A 22564-nucleotide genomic window follows, 5' to 3' on the forward strand; every position below is an offset into this window, starting at 1 on the left:
ACGACGCCAGAAGGCTCGCGCGCGTATGCACGCCTTACTTGCAGACTGCTGTGTCGTCCGGCACTATGGTGCCCAAAAGTAGTAGCGCGTTCTCGCACCTGAGAACGCAATTTCCGCGGTGGCGCCGAGCGTGCCGGATCCGGGAGATGCGAGGTCGGGAAGCACCAACCGTCGACATGACCCGAGTTCGGCGAGAGCCGCAGAAATAACCGCCCACCCGTAGCTGTACTCGTTCTAGCTGAGGTTGAAGACCATGGTGTACGTAATCACCCAACCGTGTTGCAACGACGCGAGCTGCGTCACCGTATGTCCGGTGAATTGCATCCATCCGACACCGGACGAACCCGAGTTCGCGACCGCGGAGATGTTGTACATCGACCCGGACGGGTGCATCGACTGTGCGGCATGCGTCGACGAATGCCCGGTGGACGCGATATTCCTCGATGAGGAGCTCAGCGGAAACCAAGAGCGTTACATCCAGATCAATGCTGACTACTTCACTGATCACGACGCGTCCGGCGGGCTGGTGGCACCTGCGAAGAAGCGCGCTCTTCCCGGAGACAAAGAGCTGCACGTGGCGATCGTGGGCGCAGGACCGGCCGCGTTCTATGCGGCAGAGGAGTTGTTGAAGCACAGTGTGATCCACGTCGACATGTTCGACCGGTTGCCTACCCCCTATGGGTTGGTCAGAGCAGGAGTCGCGCCGGATCACCCGGCGACCAAAGGAGTGGAGAAGACGTTCGCCAAGGTCGCGGCCAAGAAGTCCTTCGAGTACTTTCTCAATGTCGAGGTCGGCAAACATGTCGACCACGACCAGCTCAAGTCCAGGTACGGGGCGGTGATCTATGCCCACGGCGCCTCGACCGACAAGCACCTCGGTATCGACGGCGAAGATCTGCCAGGCAGTGTGCCCGCCACCGATTTTGTCGCCTGGTACAACGGCCACCCCGACCACGCAGACGATGACTTCGACCTTTCGGCGGATCGCGCAGTCGTCGTAGGCAACGGCAACGTGGCCCTCGACGTCGCACGAATCCTCCTCGACGCGCCGGATCGATTGGGCCGGACCGATATCGCGGACCATGCCCTTGAGAAGTTGCGTACCAGCAACATCGCGGAAGTGGTGTTGCTCGGCAGGCGTGGTGTGGCACAGGCCGCCTATACGAACGCCGAATTCTTGGCGATGGGGGACATACCGGGAGTGGACGTGATCGTCGATCCCGAGGAATTGACCCTGGATCAGGCGACTCGAGATGCATTGGAAGACGGGACGCTCGACTCGACGATCGCGGCGAAGATCCGGATCGCCCGCGAGTTCTCCCAGCGTGAGCCCACCGCAGGGAACAAGCGAGTGGTTTTTCGCTACCTCCTGTCGCCGGTGGCAATCGAGGGTTCGGCCGATGGCGGGGTCGAATCGGTGCGTTGCGTGCGTAACGACTTCGTCAACGCACCCGACGACTCGGCCGACCACGCGGGCAACTCGCCGCGCCCACCGTCGTCGCGGATCGCGATCACACCCACAACCGAGGAGTTCGGCGTACCGGCCGGCCTGGTGATGCGGGCGATCGGTTACACCGGGCAGCCACTGGACGGTCTCCCGTTCGACGGAGGCCAAGGTGTGGTTCCGAACAGTGTTGGGCGGGTGCTTGCTTCGACCGGTGGAGAGCCGCTGCCGGGGGTGTACGTGACGGGCTGGATCAAACGGGGCGCCACCGGCGGTATCGGGATGAACCGGTTGTGTGGACAAGAGACCGCGAAGTCGGTGATCACCGACTTCGCGGAGGGCAGACTGCCTGAGCCTGCCGAGTCCCGAGACGGGGTTGCAGACCTCGTCGCAGGGCGCGGTGCGGGCCGGATCAATGGAGCCGGCTGGAAGAACATCGATCGGGTCGAGCGATCGGCGGGTGTCGAAGTCGGTCGTCGTCGGGTCAAATTGGTGACCATCAAAGAACTGGAAGCAGCAGCGCTGGACTGACCGGCAGTCGCTGGACAAACGTGGCCGAAGTCTGAGACTGGCAGGGGTTCTGGGTCTGGTCAGACCGGATAGTGAACGCCGGTGAGTTTCTCGGAAACCGCCCATAGTCGCTGGGCGACCTCTTCGTTGTGAGACTTGGCGTTCGAGGTGACCAGCACCGGGTGTCCTCGCTGCTCCATGAACCCGTCGGGTCCGTAATACTGACTGCCGGTCACTGCGGGATCAGTCGCAGCACGCAGGGGAGGTAGTGCCCCCATTTCCGCGCTCTGGAACAGAAATCTGGCGGCCAGGGCCTGCAACCAGCGAAGTTTCGCGGGGGTGTGGCGGGTCAGATCGGTGTTGGCACCTCCGGGATGGGCGGCCACCGCGATCGTCGTTGCGTGGGCCCTGGCGGCGAGGCGCTGGTCGAGCTCGTAGGTGAAGAGCAGATTGGCGAGCTTCGATTGCGCGTAGGCCCCGCCCGCGGAGTACTTCTTCTCGGAATTGAGGTCATCGAAGTCGATGGCTCCGCGGGCCTTGTGGCCAAGGCTGCTCACGGTGATCACGCGTGACCCGGTGACCGGCAGCATGTTGCCGATCAGTAGTCCTGTCAGAGCGAAATGGCCGAGATGGTTGGTCGCGAACTGTAGCTCGAAACCGTCTACGGTGACCGTCCTGGGCGGGAACATCACACCCGCGTTGTTGATCAGGAGGTCGATGCGGGGATACCTCGAACTCAGCTCGGTACCGGCATCTTCAACCGATCGCTGCGAGGCCAGGTCCAAGATTTGCACCGAAACCTCGGCCTGCGGGTGAATCGCGAGTATCCGTTCGGCGGCCGCTTTGCCTTTCGTCACGTCGCGCACCGCGAGCACCGCATGTGCGCCCCGGCCGGCGAGAACGAGAGCAATCTGATAGCCGAGTCCGGTGCCGCCGCCGGTGATCACCGCAACCCGATCCTTCTGGTCGGGTACGTCAGCAGCGTTCCAAAGGTCTTTCATAGGACTTCCTTCGGGGGGTCAAAGTGGTGGACTCTCACACGTCTTCGTCAGACATCCAGTGCACGAAGCGTTGCAGGGAGTACATGGCATCGTGTGGGCCGCCGAGAACGTGTTTGGCCGCCGAACCCAAACGAACCACGCGCTGCGCTCCCGCGGAGGCGAGCCGATCCCGCAGCTCTGTCTTGCGTTCATAGGGATACATGCCGATTGTCTGGGTGGCGACATTGACGAACGGGACGGCGTCGTCGAGCGACTTCACATGTACGACGTTGACGGTTTTTCCGCTGGGGTGAAATGAGACCCGATCATCAGAAAGGATGACCATTCCGGCACCATCGAACTTGCCCCAGACCTTGTATTCGCCGCCCATCATCTGCAGCATCTCGATCTCTTCGCGCATCTCCGAGGGCACTGGTGGCGCAATGGCCGACGCGGTCTCGCGATCTGTGCTCAGGCGCTCAGCAAGCTTCGCGCAATACTGTTCGACACCTGCCCGATCACCTTCGGCATAGACGAATCGACTCGCCAGGCAGGCCTCCTGATTGAACAGGGTGGCGTCCTCCGCGGTCTGCTCAGCCACCGAATCGATGGTTGCGGTGTCGGCGAAAGACTCTTTGCCGAGCATCGATATCGATGTCTTGGGATCAAACGACACCAGCTGAAGGCCCGGGCCGAGATAACGGATGACGTTGTCTATCGCGGGACCGCCACCCCACGCCGCAATCTTGTCGATGTACTGCGGCCGGTAGAGGGTGCGTTCGATCGATTCGTCGCCTCCTCGCCAGTAGACCGCCGACATCGAACGAACAACCGGATGGTCCGGATCGATGTCGGCCATGGTCCGTAGTACTGCCACCGTCGTGAACGGGTCACTTGACGGCATCTTGAAGATGTTGACCCCCTTGACCAACGCGCCCTGGGCAATCGAAGAGACGCAGCCGGCAGGCGAGTTGCCGGCGAGCATGTGCACCATGCGAGGCGGAAACGCGCGAATCGCGCCTGTGTTGCCGTGGACGTCGGTTCGTGACACCCAGCCGTCGAGAGCCGCCGGGTTTGCGAAGTTCGACTCGATCATGGCGGTGAGCATGTTCTTCTGGAGGAGATAGGGCGCACCTCGATAAAGGTTTTCGACCACCCGCCGCGGCAGTGGATTGGTCTCCACGACGCGTTCGAGTGCTTCCTGCATGTACGGATTGCTGTCCAGGTCGAGGCGCTCACCGGTCTCGACGAGGAAATCGATGATCGTGTCGACCTTCACGTCGAGCAGCGGTGGCAACTCTCTGCGCGGTGAAATGAGCTGATCCAAATCCATTGCCGGCGTGATGAAGTCGACACCGAGATCGCGAGAGCGGTGCCGCACCGCCGCATCGGTGACAAGCGTTCCCCTGACGAAGAAATGCGCGGCCACGGCCGGATCCTGGGTAACAGGCTGGGTGGGAAGGTCGACACTCATGAGATCCCCCGAACATAGGCATCGGTTGTTCCCGAACAGCTGATCTTGTCGCCACCGGGTTGATCGGCGTAGCGCCCGATGTTGTCGCGGATGGACGGGCTGCGACTGCCGCAGGCGCAGGGATTGTAGTCGGCAACGATCTTGTCGCCGGAGATGACGCCGTTCCAGCGACCGTTGACAGAGAGGTCGAAAAACGCGGCACGGCCCTCGACCTCACCGTCGGAAGCCGGCAAGAGGTTCTCGCCGCTTTCGTCGAGCAACAGCAGCATCAGCCAGGCTGGGACGTGGTAACGCTGGGCCCGACAACGCGGCATCGCAGCATTCATCTCCTGCATCCCGTACATCTGGAAGGTGCGTTCGGGCGAGAGATTGAAGGTCTCTGCGATGTACTCCCGGTAATCGTCCGGAAGGGTCGCGCCCTTCAGGCCACCGCCGATGTAGATCGTGTTCTCGGGGTGGAAGTCCTTGCCGCTGAAACCGAGTTCGCGGACGAGCTGAGCGAGGGGGTAGAGGTTCGCGTACATACCCGAGAGCAGCAATTTCCGCTTGCGGGCCTTCAAGAGGGCTTCGGCGGAGATTGTTCGCGCGTCGTCCATCAGCTTCTGCCGCGTGGCGGATGTTGCCTCGAACTCGGCGATCTCGGCGGGGCGAGCTGTTCCGTCGGCGATCGCTTTGCGCAACACCACCATGCCGGTGATCTGGCCGATGGAGATGGGCGGCACCGGATACATGAAAGGCTCGGTGTCTGGGTCGGTGAAGCCTTCGATGAGTGCGTCCCGTATCGCATTGTTGCGGGCCACCGTGGTCCCTGGGCCGAGGCCGAACATCATGCGGTTGTCGCCGATGACCGAACCCGAACCCCAGGCAAACGAACTCATCGCTTCTTTGCGGTTCCATTCGAGATCCGCTTTGGTGGAGTTCATCATCGCCGACTTGCCGGTTGTGCCACTCGAACAACACAGGTAGTGCCCCGATTGCTCCAACGCGCCCAGCCAGCCGTCGATGTTCGTGACGCCGTCGAGATCGACATCTTTGACCTCGTGGGTGGAGATGGTCGCGAGCCATCGCCCGAGACGATCCCACTTCTTTTCAGCCAGCCAGCCCTCGGGATAGCTCTTGTACGCGGTGTGGGCGAACAGCAGCGGTAAGAGTTCTTCTCGAGATCTGACGGAGGTGATGCCGCCTTCTGCGGCACGGTTCTCGAGGAGCGGAATCTTCGCGAGCCGATCTCGGAAGAGGTCGTTGGCGGCCTCCAGCTGAGTGGCCAGCAGGTCGCCGGGTGGCACGTCGTACCGGTCCTTGTCGTCGATCATGGCGGTGAGCCGTGAGACGGCCGACCCGGTTCGAGTGGGTGTTGACATGCAGATCTCCTCAGCCGTTGTGTCGCTTGTCGACTCCAGTAGACCGTTAATGACACGGAAACGTTTCATTTTAGAGAAAATGATCGATGTGGCATCGCGGCACCAAGTGGGCGTGGGGTGCGCGAAACGGGTTGGCGCCCATACCCGAGGAGAGCACATGCTGGACAAATTAGGACGTTGGCCTTAATCTTCAGTCCTATATCCACGAAAGTGAGTAACAAGATGGAAAGCCTCGAGACTTCCGCTTACCGCGAGGTCATGATGTCGGATCCGCCGCCGGCTACGACGCCGTTTCTCGACGCGCAGCGGGACTTCGTTTTCGACCAGATCTGGTCGCGCCCGGGGTTGAGTCGGCGGAACCGCCGGTGGGTGACTTTGACGTGTGTTGGCGCGGCTGATTCACTTCAGCCGATCGACGACCATGTTTGGGCCGCATTGAGTAGCGGAGACATCACCGTCGACGAAATGCTCGAGTTCGTACTGCATTTCGCCGTCTACAACGGATGGCCCAAGGCCTCCCATCTCGAAGGTGTTGTCCGGCGCGCATGGGCAAAGATGGAAATTGCGGCGGGGCGAAAAGGAACCATCACACCTCCGGCCAACTCGACTCTCGGCCTCGACGACTGGGACGAGCGGATTGCGCGGGGGACTCAGGAGTTCGTGGACGTGAACCTCATCAACGCACCTGAGCCCGAGACTCCCTATATTCACGCGGGCATTCTGAACTTCGTGTTCGGCCACGTCTGGCAACGTCCGGGACTGTCGCGCCGCGACCGTAGGTTCATAACGGTTGCCTCTGTGGCCGTCTGCGATTCCGAGACTCCTCTGAACGCACACACCGGATCTGCGCTCGAATCCGGCGACATCACGAAAGCGGAGATGGATGAGGTCGTCCTACAGTTGGCGGCGTACTCCGGCTTCGCCAAGGCGCAGGCGCTTCACGCCGTCGCGGAAGCCGCTTGGTCCCGGATCAACAACTGAGCTGCCCGCTTCATCCGACCTACTCATCGTCGTCGACAAATCCAAGCTTCATCGAGAGCTGAATCACCGGCCGAGTGCCAGAACAGGAAGTCGCAATCATGTCAGGACTTGAAGGTCACGTCGCATTCATCACCGGTGCCGCTCGCGGACAGGGTCGCGCACACGCGGTGCGACTCGCACGTGAGGGAGTCGACATCATCGCAGTCGACATCTGCGAAGACATCGCGTCGATGACCTATCCGAACGCGAGCGAGGATGACCTGGCCGAGACTGTTCGCCTGGTGGAGAAGGAAGACCGCCGGATCATCGCAAGGAAAGCCGACGTCAGGGACTTCGCAGCACTTTCCGCCGCATTCGAGGAGGGCTTTGCTGAGTTCGGTCGCGTCGACATCGTTCTCGCGAATGCCGGTATCATCCGGATGGGTTCCGAGTCCGAGGACTTCCTCAATGACTGGAATGACGTCATCGACACCAACCTGACCGGTGTTTTCCACACCGTCCGGGCCGCACTTCCGGCACTGCGCGAAGGCGGCCGCGGTGGCTCGATCGTCATCACCAGTTCCACCGCCGGCCTGAAGGCGTCCGCCTCGCTGCACGCCAGCGGTATGGCCTACGCATCGGCCAAGCGCGGTTTGGTCGCGTTGATGCAGGGGCTCGCGAGCTACCTTGCTCCCGAATGGATTCGAGTGAACACGATCCATCCGACAGGCGTTGCCAGCGGCATGACGATGAACGAAGCCATGGCAAAGCTGTTCGAAGAGGCTTCCGCCGGTGGTGCGAACTCGATCTCGGGGATGCAGAACGCGCTGCCCATCGAGATGCTTCAACCCGAAGACGTGGCCAATGCCGTCGCCTTTCTGGTATCCGAAGAGGCAAAGTTCATCACCGGCACCGAGTGGGCGCTGGACGCCGGGTTCATGGTTCGCTGACGCCCGCATACGACGATCTCTGATAGCGAGGATGTCATGACCCATAGTGCAAAATCCGAAGCGCTCGCCGACACGTTGCCGACCGCGTTGCTCATCGGCGGTGACCAGGTCACCGGTTCGTCCGGCGGCAGATACGAGCACATCTACCCGGTCACGGGGCAGCCCAATGCGACCATCGAACTCGCAGGCGACGTCGAGGTCGACCGGGCTGTCAAGGCGGCCAAAGAGGCTCAGCGCGAGTGGATTGCGATGACCCCGGCCCGTCGGCGCGACCTCATGATCGACCTTGCCGACGCCGTGAAGGCGGACGTCGACCGGCTGGCGCGGTACAACGTTCACGACTTCGCTGTGACATACATGACGAGTCCCGGACACGTTATGCTCGCCGAGTCGTTCATCCGCTACTACGCCGGGTGGGTGGACAAGTCGACCGGCTCCAGCACCCCGGTGTCCGACAAGTTCGATGTCAATCTGATCGAGCGCGAGCCGTACGGCGTGGTGGGAATCATCGCTCCGTGGAACGGTTCGATGGTGGTGATCGGTCTGAATGTGGCTCCGGCGCTGGCTGCCGGCAACGCAGTGATCCTCAAACCTTCAGAGTTGTCGCCTTTTTCGCCGTTGCGGTTCGGCGAAATCTGCCTCGAAGTCGGCTTGCCCGCGGGTCTGGTCAACGTTCTGCCCTCAGGGCCGGAGGGTGGCGAGGCACTTGTCCGTCACCCCGGCATCGATAAGATCCACTTCACCGGTGGAGGTGACACCGCCCGGAAGATCATCGCGACGGCGTCGCCGAACCTCACGCCGGTGGCAACGGAGTTGGGCGGCAAGTCCGCCAATCTGGTTTTCGATGACGCCGATCTCGACCAGGCCGCCATTCTCGCTGCGTGGCAAGGACCTCTCGGCCAATCCGGGCAGAGTTGTGCATGCGGCAGCCGAATCCTTGTCCAGAACAGTGTCTATGACGCCTTCATGGAGCGCTTCTTGGGCGTGTTGGGTGCCGCGACGATCGGCGATCCGTTTGATCCGTCGACCATGATGGGTCCAGTCGTCAGTCAGGCCGCGACTGATCGGATCCTGTCGATCGTCGACCGCGCGGTCGACGAGAAGATGGGCACCCTCATCACCGGCGGACGCCGTATGGGAGGTGACCTCAGCGAGGGCTTCTTCATCGAGCCCACCGTGTTCGCTGATGTCGACAACCGTTCATCGCTGGCGACCGTGGAGACCTTTGGCCCGGTCGTGTCGGTCATGCGGTTCACCGAGGAGTCCGAGGCGGTGGCTCTGGCCAATGACACCACCTTTGGCCTCAATGCGTTCCTTCAGACGACTGATCTTCGTCGTGCACACCGAGTCGCTCGAGCGCTCCAGTCGGGCTCGGTGTGGGTGAACCAGAACAGTGATATCCAGCCACAGAGTCCATACGGTGGCTACAAGCAGAGTGGCTCGGGTCGTGCGGGGGGCCTCGAGGGGCTCCACGAGTTCCAGCAGGTGAAGAACATCCGAATAGGTATGTGAGTTGTCGTTTGTGCAACAGCATCAACGACCTCGAGTCGGTGCCGGTGGGTATGGCGGCCGTGACGACATGAACGCTGAACGTCTGTGGATGGAGAGCTGAAATGATGAGCGAGCATCTGGGGATTCGTGCCAGGCACGGAACATTGCCGATCGGATCACGGACCGGGCGGTCACTTCGATGACCAGTACCGCCGTCCGGCCGTATGTCGGCACACGTGTGTCGAGGGTCGAAGACCCGCGGCTGCTGACCGGCGCAGGAACCTATGTCGACGACGTCACGCGGCCCGGAATGATGCACGTGTGTTTCGTTCGGAGTCCGATCGCCCGTGGGCGGATCGTCGACATCGACCTGACCGACGCCCTGGCGCTCGACGGGGTGACCGCCATCTTCACCGGCCATGACCTCAGCCCCCTCGTGCACGAGGTGCGTTATTCGCTCGACGGGATATTCGCCGCGACACATCAGTGGCCGCCGCTCGCCCTGGACGAGGTGCGATTCGTCGGAGACCCTGTGGCCTTGGTCGTGGCACGAGACCGGTACGTGGCGGAAGATGCCGCGGAACTGGTTGTGGTGGAGTACGACCCCCTTACTCCTGTGGTCGACTACACCACTGCGCCGACGTCGGAGCACCTGGTTCATGCCCAGCATCCAGGAAACAACGCAGGGGAGCTCGCGGGACGACCCGCCGCAGATCTCGCGCCGATCTTCGATGGCGCCGCACACGTCGTCAGCCAGACGATCTATCAACAGGCGTACATGCCGATGCCGATGGAAACCCGCGGTCTGATCGCCGAGTGGTCGGCATCCTCCGGCGAGATGCAGATCTGGACATCAACACAATCGCCGCACGAAACCAGGCTTGCCTGCGCGCGGCTACTGGGTATCGACGAGCACCGTGTACGTGTGGTGGTTCGCGACACCGGCGGCGGGTTCGGCCAGAAAGTGGCACCTCAGCGCGAGGACATGGCCGTGATGCTGGCCGCGACAAAGCTCACCGCTTCGGTGAAATGGATCGAGGACAGACAAGAACATCTCATGTCTGCAGGTATGGCGCGCCAAGAGCACGGCGAAGCGCGGATGGCATTCGATGAAGACGGACGCATACTCGCGGCCGAACTGATGCACGTTCAGAACGTCGGTGCGTACCCCATCACCTCGCCGATGACGGCCGCTTCTGTCGTGGGGATGCTGTTCCCCGGACCGTACAACGTCGCCGCCGCCACGTTCGGCCTGAAGTTGTACTACTCGAATACCGTCGGGCGGGTGGCGTACCGCGGTCCCTGGCAGTTCGAGTCGATGGCCCGCGAAGTGCTCCTTGACACCGCTGCCCGTCAGCTCGGCATAGATCCGGTGGAACTGCGTCGCCGAAATATACTGAGCGGCAGTGACATGCCGGTGACAAGCCCCAACGGGATGCCCTATAGCGATGCCACGCCGGCCGAGACCTTCGAGCAGGCGCTATCGATACTCGACTATGCGGCTTTTCGCAGCGAACAGGAAGCGGCTCGGGCCGAGGGCCGGTACATCGGCGTCGGAACGTGCACCTACCTCGAGCCCACCGCGGGTGCAGCTCCGTTCCATGTGACCGAGGGTGCCACGATCCGGATCGAGCCCACCGGGAAAGTCAACGTCTACGTTGCAGGTGGTTCTGCGGGTAACAGCTTGGAGACCACCGTCGTCCAGTTGACCGCGGACGCTCTGGGGGTCGACATCGACGATGTGCACACGATTCAGGGAGACACAGCGGTCACCCCGTTCGGCGGCGGTACCGGCGGCAGTCGGTCGGGATCCATGACGGCGGGCGCAATCAATGAGACGGCAGTCGTTCTGCGCGAGCGGATTCTGGCAATCGCAGCGCATCGCCTCGGTGCGCCTGTCGACGACATCGAGTTCATCCGGAGCCGGGCGACAGTGCGCGGCATCCCGGAGGTGGAACTGTCCCTGGCGGAGATCGCCGACATCGCGTACTTCAAGGTCGATGGTCTTCCTGCAGGAGTGCCTGCAGGTCTGGAGGCAAGTGGCCGCTATCGATCACCACTTCCGATGATCTGGGCCAACGCGACTCACCTGTGTACCTGTGAGGTCGACACCGGTACCGGTGCAGTCAAGTTGCTGCGCTACATCGTCAGCGACGACTGTGGCCCGATGATCAATCCGAGTGTGGTCGAGGGCCAGATATGGGGCGGCACAGTCCAGGGAATCGGCGGTGCGTTGTACGAGGAGTCGGCCTACGACGAGAGCGGGAACCCGGTGACGACAACATTCATGGACTATCTGCTACCGACAGCAACCGAGGTGCCGGTCATCGAACTGGGGCATGTGGAGACCCCGAGCAAGGGCCCGGGTGGTCACAAGGGAGTCGGTGAGGGCGGCGCGATCGGATCGTCTCCAGCGGTCGTGAATGCCGTCGCTGACGCATTGGCGCCATTGGGAGTGAAGGTCAGCCGGCTGCCACTGTCGCCGTCAAGGATCATCGATCTCATCGAAGCTGCGGGCGGAGGGGACAAGTGAAGCCCGCGGCCTTCGACTATCACTCCCCGGCAACCGTCGACGAGGCCGTGAAGCTCCTGGTCGAGCTGGGTGACGATGCCAAGATCATTGCCGGCGGGCAGAGCCTGATGCCGATGCTCAATTTGCGACTTGCTGCATTCGACCATCTGGTGGATCTGCGACGTATCGACGCCCTTCGGGGCATCGAGGTCCGGGAAGACACGGTATGGATCGGCGCGGGCACCACACACAGCGAGATCGGCCGATCAACTGACATCCGGACGCACGTTCGTTTGCTCAACGAAGCCACTCCGCTGATCGGTCACTTCCCGATCCGCAACCGCGGCACGATCGGGGGATCCATCGCACACGCCGACGCCGCGGCTGAATACCCAGCAGTGACGCTGGCCCTGGACGCCGAGTTCGAGACGGTGTCGCCTCGCGGCGTGCGAAGAATCAAGGCCGCTGATTTTTTCAAGGGGTTGTGGAGTACTGAACTCGCCGAAGATGAACTGCTGACCGGGATCATCGTTCCGATCACGCGTGGTCGTTGCGGATATGCGATCGAGGAGTTCGCGCGACGTAGTGGGGACTTCGCGATCGCCGGAGCGGTCGTCTTTGTCCGTCTCGATGCCGACTCGAAGATCGAGCACTGTGGAATGGCCCTGTTCGGACTTGGGTCGTCGGTGATACGTGTTGCCTCGGTGGAACAATCAGTCATCGGGATGATCGTCGACGAGGTGAATCCTGAGACGATCGGCACAGACGCGTTGTCGTCGCTCAGTTCCGTACCCGCCGATCTCCACGGATCAGCTGACTATCGCAAGCGTGTGGGTTCGTTGATGGTGGCGCGAGCCTGGTGTCGCGCCGTAGAGGAGGCCCGCAATGACTGAAATCAATATCGAGGTTCGCGTGAACGGTGTGCCGCAGCGGCACTCGGTTGCGCCGCGATTGACCCTCGCGGATTATCTGCGGGTCGACTGCGGTTTGACCGGCACACATCTGGGTTGCGAACACGGCGTGTGTGGGGCGTGCACGGTGATGCTCGATGGTGAAGCTGTCCGCGCCTGCCTGGTGTTCGCTGTTCAGGCGGACGGTGCGGAGGTGACCACGATCGAGGGTATTGCCTCGGAAGACGGCACATTGTCGACTGTTCAAGCTGCGTTCCGCGATAATCACGGATTGCAATGTGGTTTCTGCACGCCGGGGTTCGTCATGACGGCGACTGCGTTGCTGAAGGAAACTCCCCGGCCGTCGGATTCTGAGATTCGAGAAGGCATCTCAGGGAACATCTGCCGATGTACGGGCTACCAGGGAATCATCGCAGCCGTGCGTGCCGCCGCAGAGGCCAACGACCAACCGCACTGAAGGACAGAGGGGTATATGAAGCTCGAGAACAACTTCAACATTCCGGTACCGACCGCCGACGCATGGAAGGTGCTGCTCGATCTCGAGCGGATCGCACCATGCGTCCCCGGTGCCGAGATCACCTCGCGCGACGGTGACGAGTTCAACGGGAAGATGAAGGTCAAGCTCGGCCCGATCGGCCTCACGTACAAGGGCGTCATCAAGATCGTGTCCCGGGATGAGGCGGAACACGTGGCGGTCTTGGAGGGCGGGGCAAGGGAAGCCCGCGGAAACGGTACAGCGAAAGCCTCGATCACCTGCCGACTTGTCGAATCGGGCACCACCACCGATGTATTCGTCGAAACGGATCTGGATATCACAGGCAAGCCAGCGCAGTTCGGACGCGGCACCCTCAACGAGGTCGCCGAGATGCTCATCGGGCAGTTCGCCGACAACCTGGCCTCGGAGCTGGCCGCGGGAAGCCCGGCAGCCGGGCCCGGCGTCCGCGAGCACGATGATGCGGGGACCGCCGCGCCGATTTCGTCGCCGAGTGGACAGGACACCGCTGCCGCCACCACGGTTGGGCAGCTGACCGCCGCCAGGGTGTCGCAGCCCCTGGACTTGTTGCAGGCAACCGGTGTCGATGCCGGCTTCAAGAAAGCGCTGCCCGCGGTTGTTCTGGGGCTGGTCGGCCTTGTCGCCGGGTTTGCGTTGGGCCGCAAGGTCCGTTAGTTCGACACCGTTGGTCGGATGGCGCTGCGATGTGAGGATGGGGATCTGTTGTACGTGCTGGTCACCGGAGGGTCCACCGGAATCGGTAAGGCCATTGCCAGGGAGTTCGCTGACATCAGCGGCGCCCGAGTCTTCATCACGGGTCGAACCGAGAGCGCTCTGAGAGCGACAGCCGAGGAACTCGGCGTCGAATACCTGGTATGCGACCACTCGAGCCCCGCACAGGTCGCCGCGATTGCTCGGAGGCTGCCTGCAGGTCTCGACGTCATCGTCAACAACGCCGGTGGCAATACGGGCTTCGGCAAGCCGACCCCGGACGGACTCGACGCCATCAAACACGCCTGGATCGACAACTACACCGCGAACGTTCTGACCGCGGTGTTGACGGTCAGCGCTTTGGCGGCGCGCATCAACGACAACGGACGCGTGATCAACATCGGCTCCATTGCCGCGGAGAACGGTTCTGGTTCCTACGGCTGCGCCAAGGCCGCCGTCAGTTCCTGGACTGTCGGGCTCGCGAAGGAACTCGGACATCGGGGTATCACCGCCAATGCCATCTCGCCGGGATTCATCGCCGACACAGAGTTCTTCAGAGGTCATCTGAGTGCGGAGAGGGAGCTCGCTGTCGTATCCCTCTCGCACAACAACCGGCGCGGAACGCCCGAAGACATTGCTGCACTGGCAGTTTTCCTGGCATCGTCAGGTGCCGCCCACATCACGGGCCAGACACTCAATGTGAACGGTGGCTCGTTCACCACGCGATGAAATCTTGGTGGGCGCACATGCCTGTCACAGTCAACGAGAAATGGGACGACACGTTGTCTACGAGTCGTCCCACTCCAGGTCTGAAGTCCACATCTGTAGCGTTCTGTCCAGTGTTGCTACTTGAGCATGCTTCCCGCGTCGACGGTGAGCGGAAGTCCGGTCACATAACGGGATTCGTCCGAGGCGAGGAAGAGTACCGCGTTGCTGATGTCAATGGTCTCCACCCAACCGACCGGCAGCACGTGCATGAACTGCGCGGCAACGGCCATGTCCTCTTTGGTGGGGTTTTCGAGATCAGGCCGGAACATCTTGATCGTGGCGTCGTGCATGAACATCGGCGAGTTGACGTTAGTCGGGTGCACCGAATTGGCGCGAATGGAGTACTGACCCAGTTCGATCGCGAAAGAACGCGCGAGCCCGACAACGCCGTGTTTGGCCGCTACGTAGGGCCCGATGTTCGGGTGTGCCTTCAAGCCGCCCACCGAGCTCGTCAAGATGATCGATCCACCGTTGCCACCTGCCATGAGATGGGGAACACCCGCCTTGACCGACTTCCAGACGCCGGTCAAGTTGATGTCGATCATCTCCTGCCATTCGCTCTCGTCGACTTCATCGAGGCGCTTGCCACCAGTACCGATTCCGGCGTTGGCGACGATGATGTCCAGGCGACCCAGCTGCTCGACTCCGTTCTTCACCGCGGTCTTGACCGCATCGAAGTCACGAACGTCGACTTGTGCGGTGACAATTCTGCGGTCCAGTGCCTCGACCAACCGCGCTGTCTCGGCCAGATCTTCTGGCGTGGAGGGGGCGATGGACGAATCCGGCTGGATCGGACCACAGATGTCGATTGCGATGATGTCGGCGCCTTCTTCGGCCAGCCGCACAGCATGACTACGTCCCTGACCTCTGGCCGCGCCCGTGATGAACGCGACCTTGCCCTCGACTCTACCTGGCATTGAGCACCTCTCTTGTTGTCCATCGCGTCTTCTGCGCGACGCCCTGTCTCTGAAAACCTGGTCCTGGAGTGGAACCGGGGGTTTGGTCTGGTGGAGAACCTGTCGATGATCCGAGATCAGTCGGCGGGCGTGAACTCGACGTGCAGTTCTTTGAGTCCGCGCAAGAGGAACGTCGGCTCGTACTCATACCGTCGGTTCTCGACGGGCCCGTGTGCTGCTTCGCTGATCTTGAGATCTTGCATCCTGTCCAGGATGCGGTTGAGGGTCACCCGGCCTTCGACACGGGCCAGAGGTGCGCCGGCGCACGTGTGCAATCCGCGCCCGAATGCGACGTGATCGTGAAGGTATTCTCGATCCAATCGGAACTCATTGGGGTTCTCGAACTTTCGGGGATCCCGATTGGCGCCTGCAAGCGACAACATCACGATGGTGCCTGCCTTGATCTCGACGCCACCGATGGTTGTGGTCTTGCTCGCCAGGCGGTGATCGACCTTGGTCGGACTGTCGAAGCGCAGCGACTCTTCCATGAACGGTCGGATGAGGCTTCGGTCGTCACGAAGCATCTTTTCGTACTCCGGCCGATCGCCGAGCATGCGGAGAGCCGAGCTGAGCAACTTGGTGACCGTCTCTTGCCCGGCGCCGAACAGGAAGGTTGCGGGCCGAACGACCTCGATCAGGTCGGGTGTCGATCCATCAGGGTAAGTGGCTGTGGCCAAACCGCTCAGGATGTCGTTGCGGGGGTCGCGGCGGCGTTCACCGAGATAGGCCATGAACTTGTCTTCGAGGTACTCGAGTGGGTTGACCCCGACCGGCGTCTTGTCGAGGGCCCCGACGGTGTGTGTGCCCTCTGCAGCCAGGATTGCGCGGAACTCCGCGCGCTCGGTTTCGGGCACGCCGAGCAAGTCGGTGATCGCGAGTGTGGCAAAAGGCTTCGCGTACTCACTCAGGAACTCGCAGCTACCGTTCGCGATGAACTCGTCGATCTGGGTGTCGGCGAGCTTCCAGATGTAATCCTCGTTCTCCTTCAACCTCTTCGGAGTCAAGAGGCGACCCAGAAGGGACCTTGCGAGGGTGTGATCCGGCGGATCCATGACCACCATGTGCTCCGCGATCGGGAACAGGTGGCGATGCGCTTTGATCTGATCGGTGATGTCATCACCCTCGGGCTCAAAAGGCATCGGTGGGAACGGCCCGCCGATGGCGTTGACAGCAGAGAGCGAGTCGGAATTCCTGAACGCCTCGATCACTTCTTCGTGCCCGGTGACCACCACAACGCCATAGTGCGGCTCGCGAAACACGGGGTTCTGTTCCCTGAGACTGTCGAAGTAGGCAAATGGGTCCTGCGCCACCGTCTGATCGGTGTAATAGTCGGCTGTAACCAGGTCGGTCATGAGGTTTGTGTCCCTTCGTAGGGTGGGGGTCGTCTGGAGGTGGTCGGAAATCGGAATGGCCCGAATCGGTAGTGACTCGGCGGTAGACAGGTCCTGGCGCTCAGGGGATGTCGGCCAGGCTGATCGCCTGCCGGGGGCAACCGCTGATCGCCGCTTTGACCTGCGGCATCAAGTCCTCGCGAGGATTCTCGTCGCAGGTGGCGACGTCGTCGTCATCGGGCAGGTCGAAGACCTCGGGTGCGATCTCTACGCACAGTGCATGCGCTTCACACATGTCGCGAGCAACTCGCAGTCGCCTCTGCGATGACGTCATCGGGTGTCCTTTCGGGCGGATGGTGATCAGGTACTCGTCAACTGCCGTGTTGAGTCGGCGGCCGAAAGCGGTCGTCCCGCAATGGAGTCCACAGGGTCGGGCGGCGGGCTGAGCCACCTGCGGGCGTCGAGGACCGCCCATCCCAGGTCCGGAGCCTTCTTTCCATGAAGCTGCGGAAGCCTATGGAGTATTGCCGCTTTGAGTATTACATTCTCAGTATGAGAATACAACGTTCTACCGCACGCTCGGAGAATGATGTTCAGAACTCGGCATGACTCACAGGGTGCATGCCCATGCGACGGGTGGGGGTTGCGGAATGTCCCGCGCTGACGACAGGTCCCCGGCGATCCAGCGATCGCGTAATCGTGCGACCGAACAGGTTGATTCCATCCTGGCGGCGGCTCAACGCCTGATCGAGACCAGAGGGGATGAGTTCACGACTCAGGAGCTGATCAAAGAAGCAGGAGTTGCGCTGCAGACCTTCTACCGATGCTTCTCGAGCAAAGACGAGCTGCTACTTGCAGTCCTGGGGGATCAGATGACCACTGCGTGCGAACTGTGGGCCACTGAGGCATCGAACATGAACGACCCGTTACAAAGACTGCATTTCTATGTGGGCAACATCCTCGGCACCCTGGGTCGAGACCCCCGGCGCGATGCGCTCGCGCGTTTCGTGATCATCACCCACGCACGCCTGCACCGGTTGTTTCCTGCGGAGCTGGCACGCGCGGACAAGCCGTTCGTTGACCTGTTGCACAAGGAGATCAAGTCTGCGGTCGACGCTGGGCTGCTCAAAACGAAAGATCCCCAGGGCGATGCCTGGTTCATTGCCGAGCTCGTCCGGTCCGTCTACCACTACTGGGCCTACGCCCCGGGTGACCACGAAGGCGTACAAGAAAGATTGTGGCAGTTCTGCATTCGCGCGCTAGGTGCAGGAGAGAATTCGTAGATAGTGTGGCACAACGAAATCTGAGACATTCTGATGAAAACTTGAGGTTGTGCTTGTCATTGGCGTCCGTTCTGGCTTATGGTGGCCTGGATCACTTCTGGACCTACATGGTCTTGAAAAACCCTGTGTATCTGAATGTTCGAATTCTGCGCGCGTTCTGGGCCGCTTCTCTGGCCAAGCCGAGGCAAGTCACGGCTTCGTAGGTCGCCGGCCACATCGTCGAAAGGTTGCCCATGCTCTACCGAAGACGCTCTCCGAGAGTGACAGTTGCCGTATTGTCCGCAGCAGTAGTGATGTTCGTAGCAGCCTGTGGGGGATCGGGCGGCGGCGACGTGTCAACAACCGGCGGTGCCCCTGCTGAACAAGGTGACCCGGTTCCAGGGGGTACCGCTCAGATCATCCAGCACGCCGAACCCCAGTCACTGGATCCTGCCGCGCTATCCAATACCTGGGCCCACATGGCCACGCTCGGTAACGCGCTGTACGGGACGCTCATCATCAACGATCAGGCGACGTTGGACACCCAATACAAGATGGCGACAGGCTTCGCCACGGCTGACGGAGGCAAGACCTTCGAATTGACCCTGAGGCCAGGACTGATGTTCACCGACGGCACTCCTCTTGACTCATCGGCGGTGAAGTTCAATTGGGACAGGCTGAAAGATCGCGCACTCGGTTCGAACAACACCCGGTATGCAGTGCTGGTGGAGAATACCGAAGTCGTCTCACCCACTGTGATGAGGGCGACCTTGGTCTCGCCGAATCCTCAATTCGCCGAAACACTTGTCGCCTCGAGCATGAACTGGATTGCATCGCCGACCGCGTTGCAGAAGGGCGCGGAGTCCTATGGTGACAACCCGGTGGGAGCCGGGCCGTTCAAGCTGACCAAGTGGACACGGCAAGCCGAGATCGAACTCGAGAAGAACCCGGGCTACTGGGACGCGCCTAAGCCCTACCTCGATGGTTTGACGATTCGTACCGTGCATGATGCCGCGCAGCGTTTGAACGCAATCTCGACCGGTGGAGCCGACCTCGCCTCAGAATCAAGTATGGGCACGATCACCGAGGCCAACAGTCGGGGTCTGCACTATGAGATCGTTCCGACGGGCGGCGGCCAGATCGTCGCGATGAACCACAAACGTCCTCCATTTGATGACGTGCGGGCTCGGCGCGCGGTCCAGATGGCACTCGATACTGAGGAGTTGAACACCATCGTATTCGGGGAAAGAACGAGGTGCCGCAGACCCTCTTCAACAAGGAGTCGGCGTATTACCTGGACATACCGCTGCAGAACGAGAACCGTGAGGAAGCTCAGCGCCTGTTCAATGAGCTTGCAGCCGAGGGCAAACCGATTTCTGCCACCTTCATGTCGTACCCCGTGAGCGATTCACGGACGCTCGCGGAGGCGGTTCAGGCTCAGCTGAGCACCTTCGATAACGTTGAGGTGAAGGTAGACGTCCGAGACATCGGCGGTGCCACAAGGGCAACCTTGACAGGCGATTTTGATCTGACAATCTCGGCTGCAATCGTTCAAGGTCCCGACTTCGCGCTCTGGACCGCATTCCATTCGACGTCGACCGGTAACCAGATGGGCGTCAGTGACCCGGAGCTGGACGCAGCCTTGGACAAGGGTCGGGTCGCGACGACCGATGCTGAACGGATGGAGGCGTACACCGAGGTTCAGAACCGCATCAAAGAGGTGGTTCCGGGCGTGTGGTACACGCGGGCCGTCCCGGCCGTGATCTACGGGAACAACGTGCGTGGCGTCACGATGTACACACTGGGATCGCCACTGCCGGAGGAGCTGTGGTTGACCAGCTGACTTACTGAACTGTCACAAGGACTCGGCCCCGATGGGAACATCGGGGCCGAGTGCTTGGGTGGCAAATCGCAACGGTCGGTAAGCGAAAGCCGCGCGGACGTCGGGAGTCACAGGCCTTCCTATCCGCCAAGGATTCGGAAGTAGCGCTGAACTGGCGGCGGATCCTGCTGTACAACAGTGGGTCTGGCGATGGAGCCGGCGAAGAAGGCAGCCCTCAGCCTGGCTCTGGCGGTCGCGATGTCTGTGTCGATTTCGTAGATGGCAACGAATGTGGAGCCGTCCTCGGATTCGAGACGGCGCGCCGAAACGAATCCGTCGACAGCGAGAATTGCCGGGATGTGGACCTCGTCGTACCACTGGTGAAACTCGGCTGTGTTTTCGGGCGTCAGCGGCTTACTTTCGACAAACATGATTCCGGTGGCCATGGGCATCCTTTGATAGTTGGACGACACTTATCTCGTCCGAAGAAGTCGGGGGTGCAGGTTCGTTGCGGACCCCAGGTCATGCAGGGTTTCTCGGGCCGCGATCGTCAGCGGCATCAATGTCCGCCGGGCTGAACCCACGCGGCAGGAACATGTCTATTGAATCACTGCCGACCTGCACCAGGCAACGGCGATCGCGCGGCGATAGAAGAGTTCGGATGTTGCTCGGCCCACCGATAGGTAGTCCCGGCTCGACGTTTGAACTATCGTTGTGCCGATTGGAGCCCGACAATTTGCTGAACGATATCTTGGAGATCTGATGTTGATCATGCCGACCGCGCGGCCGAGATGACCCAATGCTGAGTGGGCCGGCTCAGGCCAAGGGTCCTGGCAGACCTACCAAGGCGGAAGCCGAGGCGAGGCACGAGCTCTTGCTGGAGCAGGCCTTTGAGATTTTCCTCGAAAAGGGCTACGACCAGGCGACCATCGATGGAATCGCGGCGTCTGTACACATGACCAAGCGCACCGTGTATGCCCGCTACGGGGACAAAGCGGCGCTGTTCCGTGCCGCGGTCCAGCGCTCGATCGATCGATGGATAGTTCCGGTCGAGACCATGCGGGCAGTCGAAACCGATGACCTCGAAGAGACGTTGACGGCGATCGCTCGTATCCGTGTGGCATCGGCACTGAGTCCGGCCGGCATTCAGATGCAGCGCATCCTTGACGCCGAAGCCTACCGGTTTCCTGACATCTACCGGCTGTTTTACGATCGAGGTACGCTGCCTGCCATTTCCTACATCGCCGAAGTGCTCGAGCGGCACGCCGAGTCGGGGGCGATCATCCTCGCGGAGCCGCGACGACTCGGTAACGCGTTCTTGAGTTTGGTCGTGAGTGGTTTTGTGCGCGGCGCGATCTGGGGCGCGATTCTCGACGACGAGACCATCGAGGAGGGGATCGCGTTCAACGTGAGACTCTTCCTCGATGGAGTGCGGACGCGGGACACACCAGCCGCTTCCTGATGCCGACGAGTGTTCGCCAATCGCCGACATCAGGCGCGATGTCAGTCGTCGTGGTGGATACGGCCGCTGGTTTCGGTCAATGGTCGCCCGCCGCCGCCCCAGCGACGGGCGATGATCTCGGCGGCGATGGACACCGCAGTCTCCTCTGGAGTCCGAGCCCCCAGGTCGAGTCCGATCGGGCTCGCGAGGCGTGCGAAATGCGTATCGGTGAGTCCGACGTCGCGGAGGCGGTGGAGCCGGTCCTCGTGTGTTCGTCGTGACCCCATGGCTCCGACGTAGATGATGTCAGGCACTCGTAGCGCAACTTCGAGCAGTGGTATGTCGAATTTCGGGTCGTGGGTGAGCACGCAGATGACGCTTCTGGAGTCGAGCGCACCTGCCTCGACTTGCCTTGTCAGATAGCGGTGGGGCCACTCGACGACGACGTCGTCGGCTGTCGGGAACCGCGCAGAGGTGGCGAAGGTGGGGCGAGCATCGCACACCGTGACCCGATAGCCCAGAAACTAACCCTGTTCGGCGACAGCCGCGGCGAAGTCAATGGCTCCGAACACCAGCATTCGCGGACGCGGCGCGTGACTGGCCACGAACACCGCCATTCCTTCTCCACGGCGTTGGCCGTTCGGTCCATACGACAACACCTCGCTGCGTCCCGATGCAAGTAGCCCGCGGGCGTCATCGACGACCGCACCGTCCATCCGCGACGAACCCAGAGTTCCTGAGACATCGTCGGGCGTTATCACCAGACGCCTGCCTACTTCATCGGCGACGGTATGGGCGATGACGGTTGCCACGGCGACCGGCCGATGGTCAGCTATGGCTTCTGCGACGAGGCCGAGGTCGGAAAATGTCTTCTCCGAAATCGCCTCTGTGAAGATGTCTATGGTGCCACCGCACGTCAATCCGACGGCGAAGGCGTCGTCATCGGAGACGCCGTACCTCGTAAGTGTGGGTTTCCCGGTCTGAATGGTCTCGGTGGCGAGTTCGTATACTGCACTCTCGACGCAGCCTCCCGACACCGAGCCGCTGACCGAACCGTCGGGAGCAACCACCATGTAGGCGCCCGGTGATCTCGGTGCAGAACTGAACGTGCGTACCACTGTTCCGACCCCGGCGGTGCCGCCCGACCGCCAAATCTTCACGAGGTCTGCGAGAACGTCCTGCATCTG

Annotated in this window: 20 protein-coding genes and 1 pseudogene; 13 read left to right on the forward strand and 8 right to left on the reverse strand. The window is 61.5% G+C overall.

The features are described from left to right. The first annotated feature begins 253 nt into the window (after positions 1–253). Complete coding sequence (locus DFR67_RS16435; RefSeq protein ID WP_110470575.1) at positions 254–1975, forward strand: FAD-dependent oxidoreductase; 1722 nt, start codon at positions 254–256, stop codon at positions 1973–1975. Between the two features lie 59 nt (positions 1976–2034). Here DFR67_RS16435 and DFR67_RS16440 read toward each other — a convergent pair whose 3' ends face one another. The 3 genes from DFR67_RS16440 to DFR67_RS16450 are packed head-to-tail and all read right to left on the reverse strand — an operon-like array spanning position 2035 to position 5769. Beyond that, on the reverse strand, positions 2035–2955 hold the full coding sequence (locus tag DFR67_RS16440) for an SDR family NAD(P)-dependent oxidoreductase (RefSeq protein ID WP_110470576.1): 921 nt from the start codon (positions 2953–2955) through the stop codon (positions 2035–2037). A gap of 34 nt (positions 2956–2989) precedes the next feature. Continuing rightward, positions 2990–4408, reverse strand: coding sequence for an acyl-CoA reductase (locus DFR67_RS16445; protein WP_110470577.1), 1419 nt, complete (start codon positions 4406–4408; stop codon positions 2990–2992). Continuing rightward, positions 4405–5769: a long-chain-fatty-acid--protein ligase gene (locus DFR67_RS16450; protein ID WP_170135232.1), complete on the reverse strand. Its 1365-nt coding sequence runs from the start codon at positions 5767–5769 to the stop codon at positions 4405–4407. The genes DFR67_RS16445 and DFR67_RS16450 overlap by 4 nt, the downstream gene beginning before the upstream one ends. Positions 5770–5979: 210 nt before the next feature. Between DFR67_RS16450 and DFR67_RS16455 the strand changes: the two genes are divergently transcribed. The 8 genes from DFR67_RS16455 to DFR67_RS16490 all read left to right on the forward strand — a co-directional run bounded on the left by DFR67_RS16455 (position 5980) and on the right by DFR67_RS16490 (position 14526). Further along, positions 5980–6750, forward strand: coding sequence for a carboxymuconolactone decarboxylase family protein (locus tag DFR67_RS16455; RefSeq protein WP_245937992.1), 771 nt, complete (start codon positions 5980–5982; stop codon positions 6748–6750). Between the two features lie 98 nt (positions 6751–6848). Continuing rightward, positions 6849–7679 (forward strand): mycofactocin-coupled SDR family oxidoreductase, encoded by an 831-nt coding sequence (locus tag DFR67_RS16460; RefSeq protein ID WP_110470690.1) that lies wholly within the window; start codon positions 6849–6851, stop codon positions 7677–7679. Between the two features lie 36 nt (positions 7680–7715). Next, on the forward strand, positions 7716–9191 hold the full coding sequence (locus tag DFR67_RS16465; protein ID WP_110470579.1) for an aldehyde dehydrogenase family protein: 1476 nt from the start codon (positions 7716–7718) through the stop codon (positions 9189–9191). Positions 9192–9369: 178 nt separating this feature from the next. Next, on the forward strand, positions 9370–11703 hold the full coding sequence (locus tag DFR67_RS16470) for a xanthine dehydrogenase family protein molybdopterin-binding subunit (RefSeq protein WP_110470580.1): 2334 nt from the start codon (positions 9370–9372) through the stop codon (positions 11701–11703). Continuing rightward, on the forward strand, positions 11700–12575 hold the full coding sequence (locus tag DFR67_RS16475; RefSeq protein ID WP_110470581.1) for an FAD binding domain-containing protein: 876 nt from the start codon (positions 11700–11702) through the stop codon (positions 12573–12575). The genes DFR67_RS16470 and DFR67_RS16475 overlap by 4 nt, the downstream gene beginning before the upstream one ends. Next, a complete protein-coding gene (locus tag DFR67_RS16480; RefSeq protein WP_110470582.1) occupies positions 12568–13050 on the forward strand; it encodes a (2Fe-2S)-binding protein in 483 nt (160 codons plus the stop codon). The genes DFR67_RS16475 and DFR67_RS16480 overlap by 8 nt, the downstream gene beginning before the upstream one ends. 15 nt (positions 13051–13065) lie before the next feature. Further along, entirely contained in the window at positions 13066–13761 is a 696-nt protein-coding gene (locus DFR67_RS16485; RefSeq protein WP_110470583.1) for an SRPBCC family protein, read from the forward strand. A gap of 18 nt (positions 13762–13779) precedes the next feature. Then, positions 13780–14526, forward strand: a complete 747-nt coding sequence (locus DFR67_RS16490) for an SDR family NAD(P)-dependent oxidoreductase (RefSeq protein ID WP_110470584.1) — start codon at positions 13780–13782, stop codon at positions 14524–14526. Positions 14527–14642: 116 nt separating this feature from the next. Here DFR67_RS16490 and DFR67_RS16495 read toward each other — a convergent pair whose 3' ends face one another. The 3 genes from DFR67_RS16495 to DFR67_RS16505 all read right to left on the reverse strand — a co-directional run bounded on the left by DFR67_RS16495 (position 14643) and on the right by DFR67_RS16505 (position 17186). Further along, entirely contained in the window at positions 14643–15482 is an 840-nt protein-coding gene (locus tag DFR67_RS16495) for a mycofactocin-coupled SDR family oxidoreductase (protein ID WP_110470585.1), read from the reverse strand. Between the two features lie 116 nt (positions 15483–15598). Further along, entirely contained in the window at positions 15599–16873 is a 1275-nt protein-coding gene (locus DFR67_RS16500; RefSeq protein WP_110470586.1) for a cytochrome P450, read from the reverse strand. Between the two features lie 100 nt (positions 16874–16973). Then, positions 16974–17186 (reverse strand): ferredoxin, encoded by a 213-nt coding sequence (locus DFR67_RS16505; protein ID WP_110470691.1) that lies wholly within the window; start codon positions 17184–17186, stop codon positions 16974–16976. 346 nt (positions 17187–17532) lie between these two features. Between DFR67_RS16505 and DFR67_RS16510 the strand changes: the two genes are divergently transcribed. The 3 genes from DFR67_RS16510 (at position 17533) to DFR67_RS31500 (ending at position 19957) form a co-directional block, all read left to right on the forward strand. Next, positions 17533–18135, forward strand: coding sequence for a TetR/AcrR family transcriptional regulator (locus DFR67_RS16510; RefSeq protein ID WP_110470692.1), 603 nt, complete (start codon positions 17533–17535; stop codon positions 18133–18135). 515 nt (positions 18136–18650) lie between these two features. Then, positions 18651–19517 (forward strand): ABC transporter substrate-binding protein, encoded by an 867-nt coding sequence (locus tag DFR67_RS31495; RefSeq protein WP_342766738.1) that lies wholly within the window; start codon positions 18651–18653, stop codon positions 19515–19517. Between the two features lie 107 nt (positions 19518–19624). Further along, entirely contained in the window at positions 19625–19957 is a 333-nt protein-coding gene (locus DFR67_RS31500) for a hypothetical protein (protein WP_342766739.1), read from the forward strand. Between the two features lie 119 nt (positions 19958–20076). On the opposite strand, the gene DFR67_RS16520 is transcribed toward DFR67_RS31500, so the two are convergent. Continuing rightward, positions 20077–20382: a DUF4286 family protein gene (locus DFR67_RS16520; protein ID WP_110470693.1), complete on the reverse strand. Its 306-nt coding sequence runs from the start codon at positions 20380–20382 to the stop codon at positions 20077–20079. Positions 20383–20735: 353 nt separating this feature from the next. On the opposite strand from DFR67_RS16520, the gene DFR67_RS16525 reads away from it, so the two are divergent. Continuing rightward, positions 20736–21398 (forward strand): TetR/AcrR family transcriptional regulator, encoded by a 663-nt coding sequence (locus tag DFR67_RS16525; protein ID WP_110470587.1) that lies wholly within the window; start codon positions 20736–20738, stop codon positions 21396–21398. Between the two features lie 41 nt (positions 21399–21439). Here DFR67_RS16525 and DFR67_RS16530 read toward each other — a convergent pair. Continuing rightward, a pseudogene (locus DFR67_RS16530) lies at positions 21440–22561 on the reverse strand (XdhC family protein). Between the last annotated feature and the right edge of the window lie 3 nt (positions 22562–22564).

The organism is Williamsia limnetica (genome assembly GCF_003217475.1).
Lineage (GTDB): Bacteria > Actinomycetota > Actinomycetes > Mycobacteriales > Mycobacteriaceae > Williamsia > Williamsia limnetica.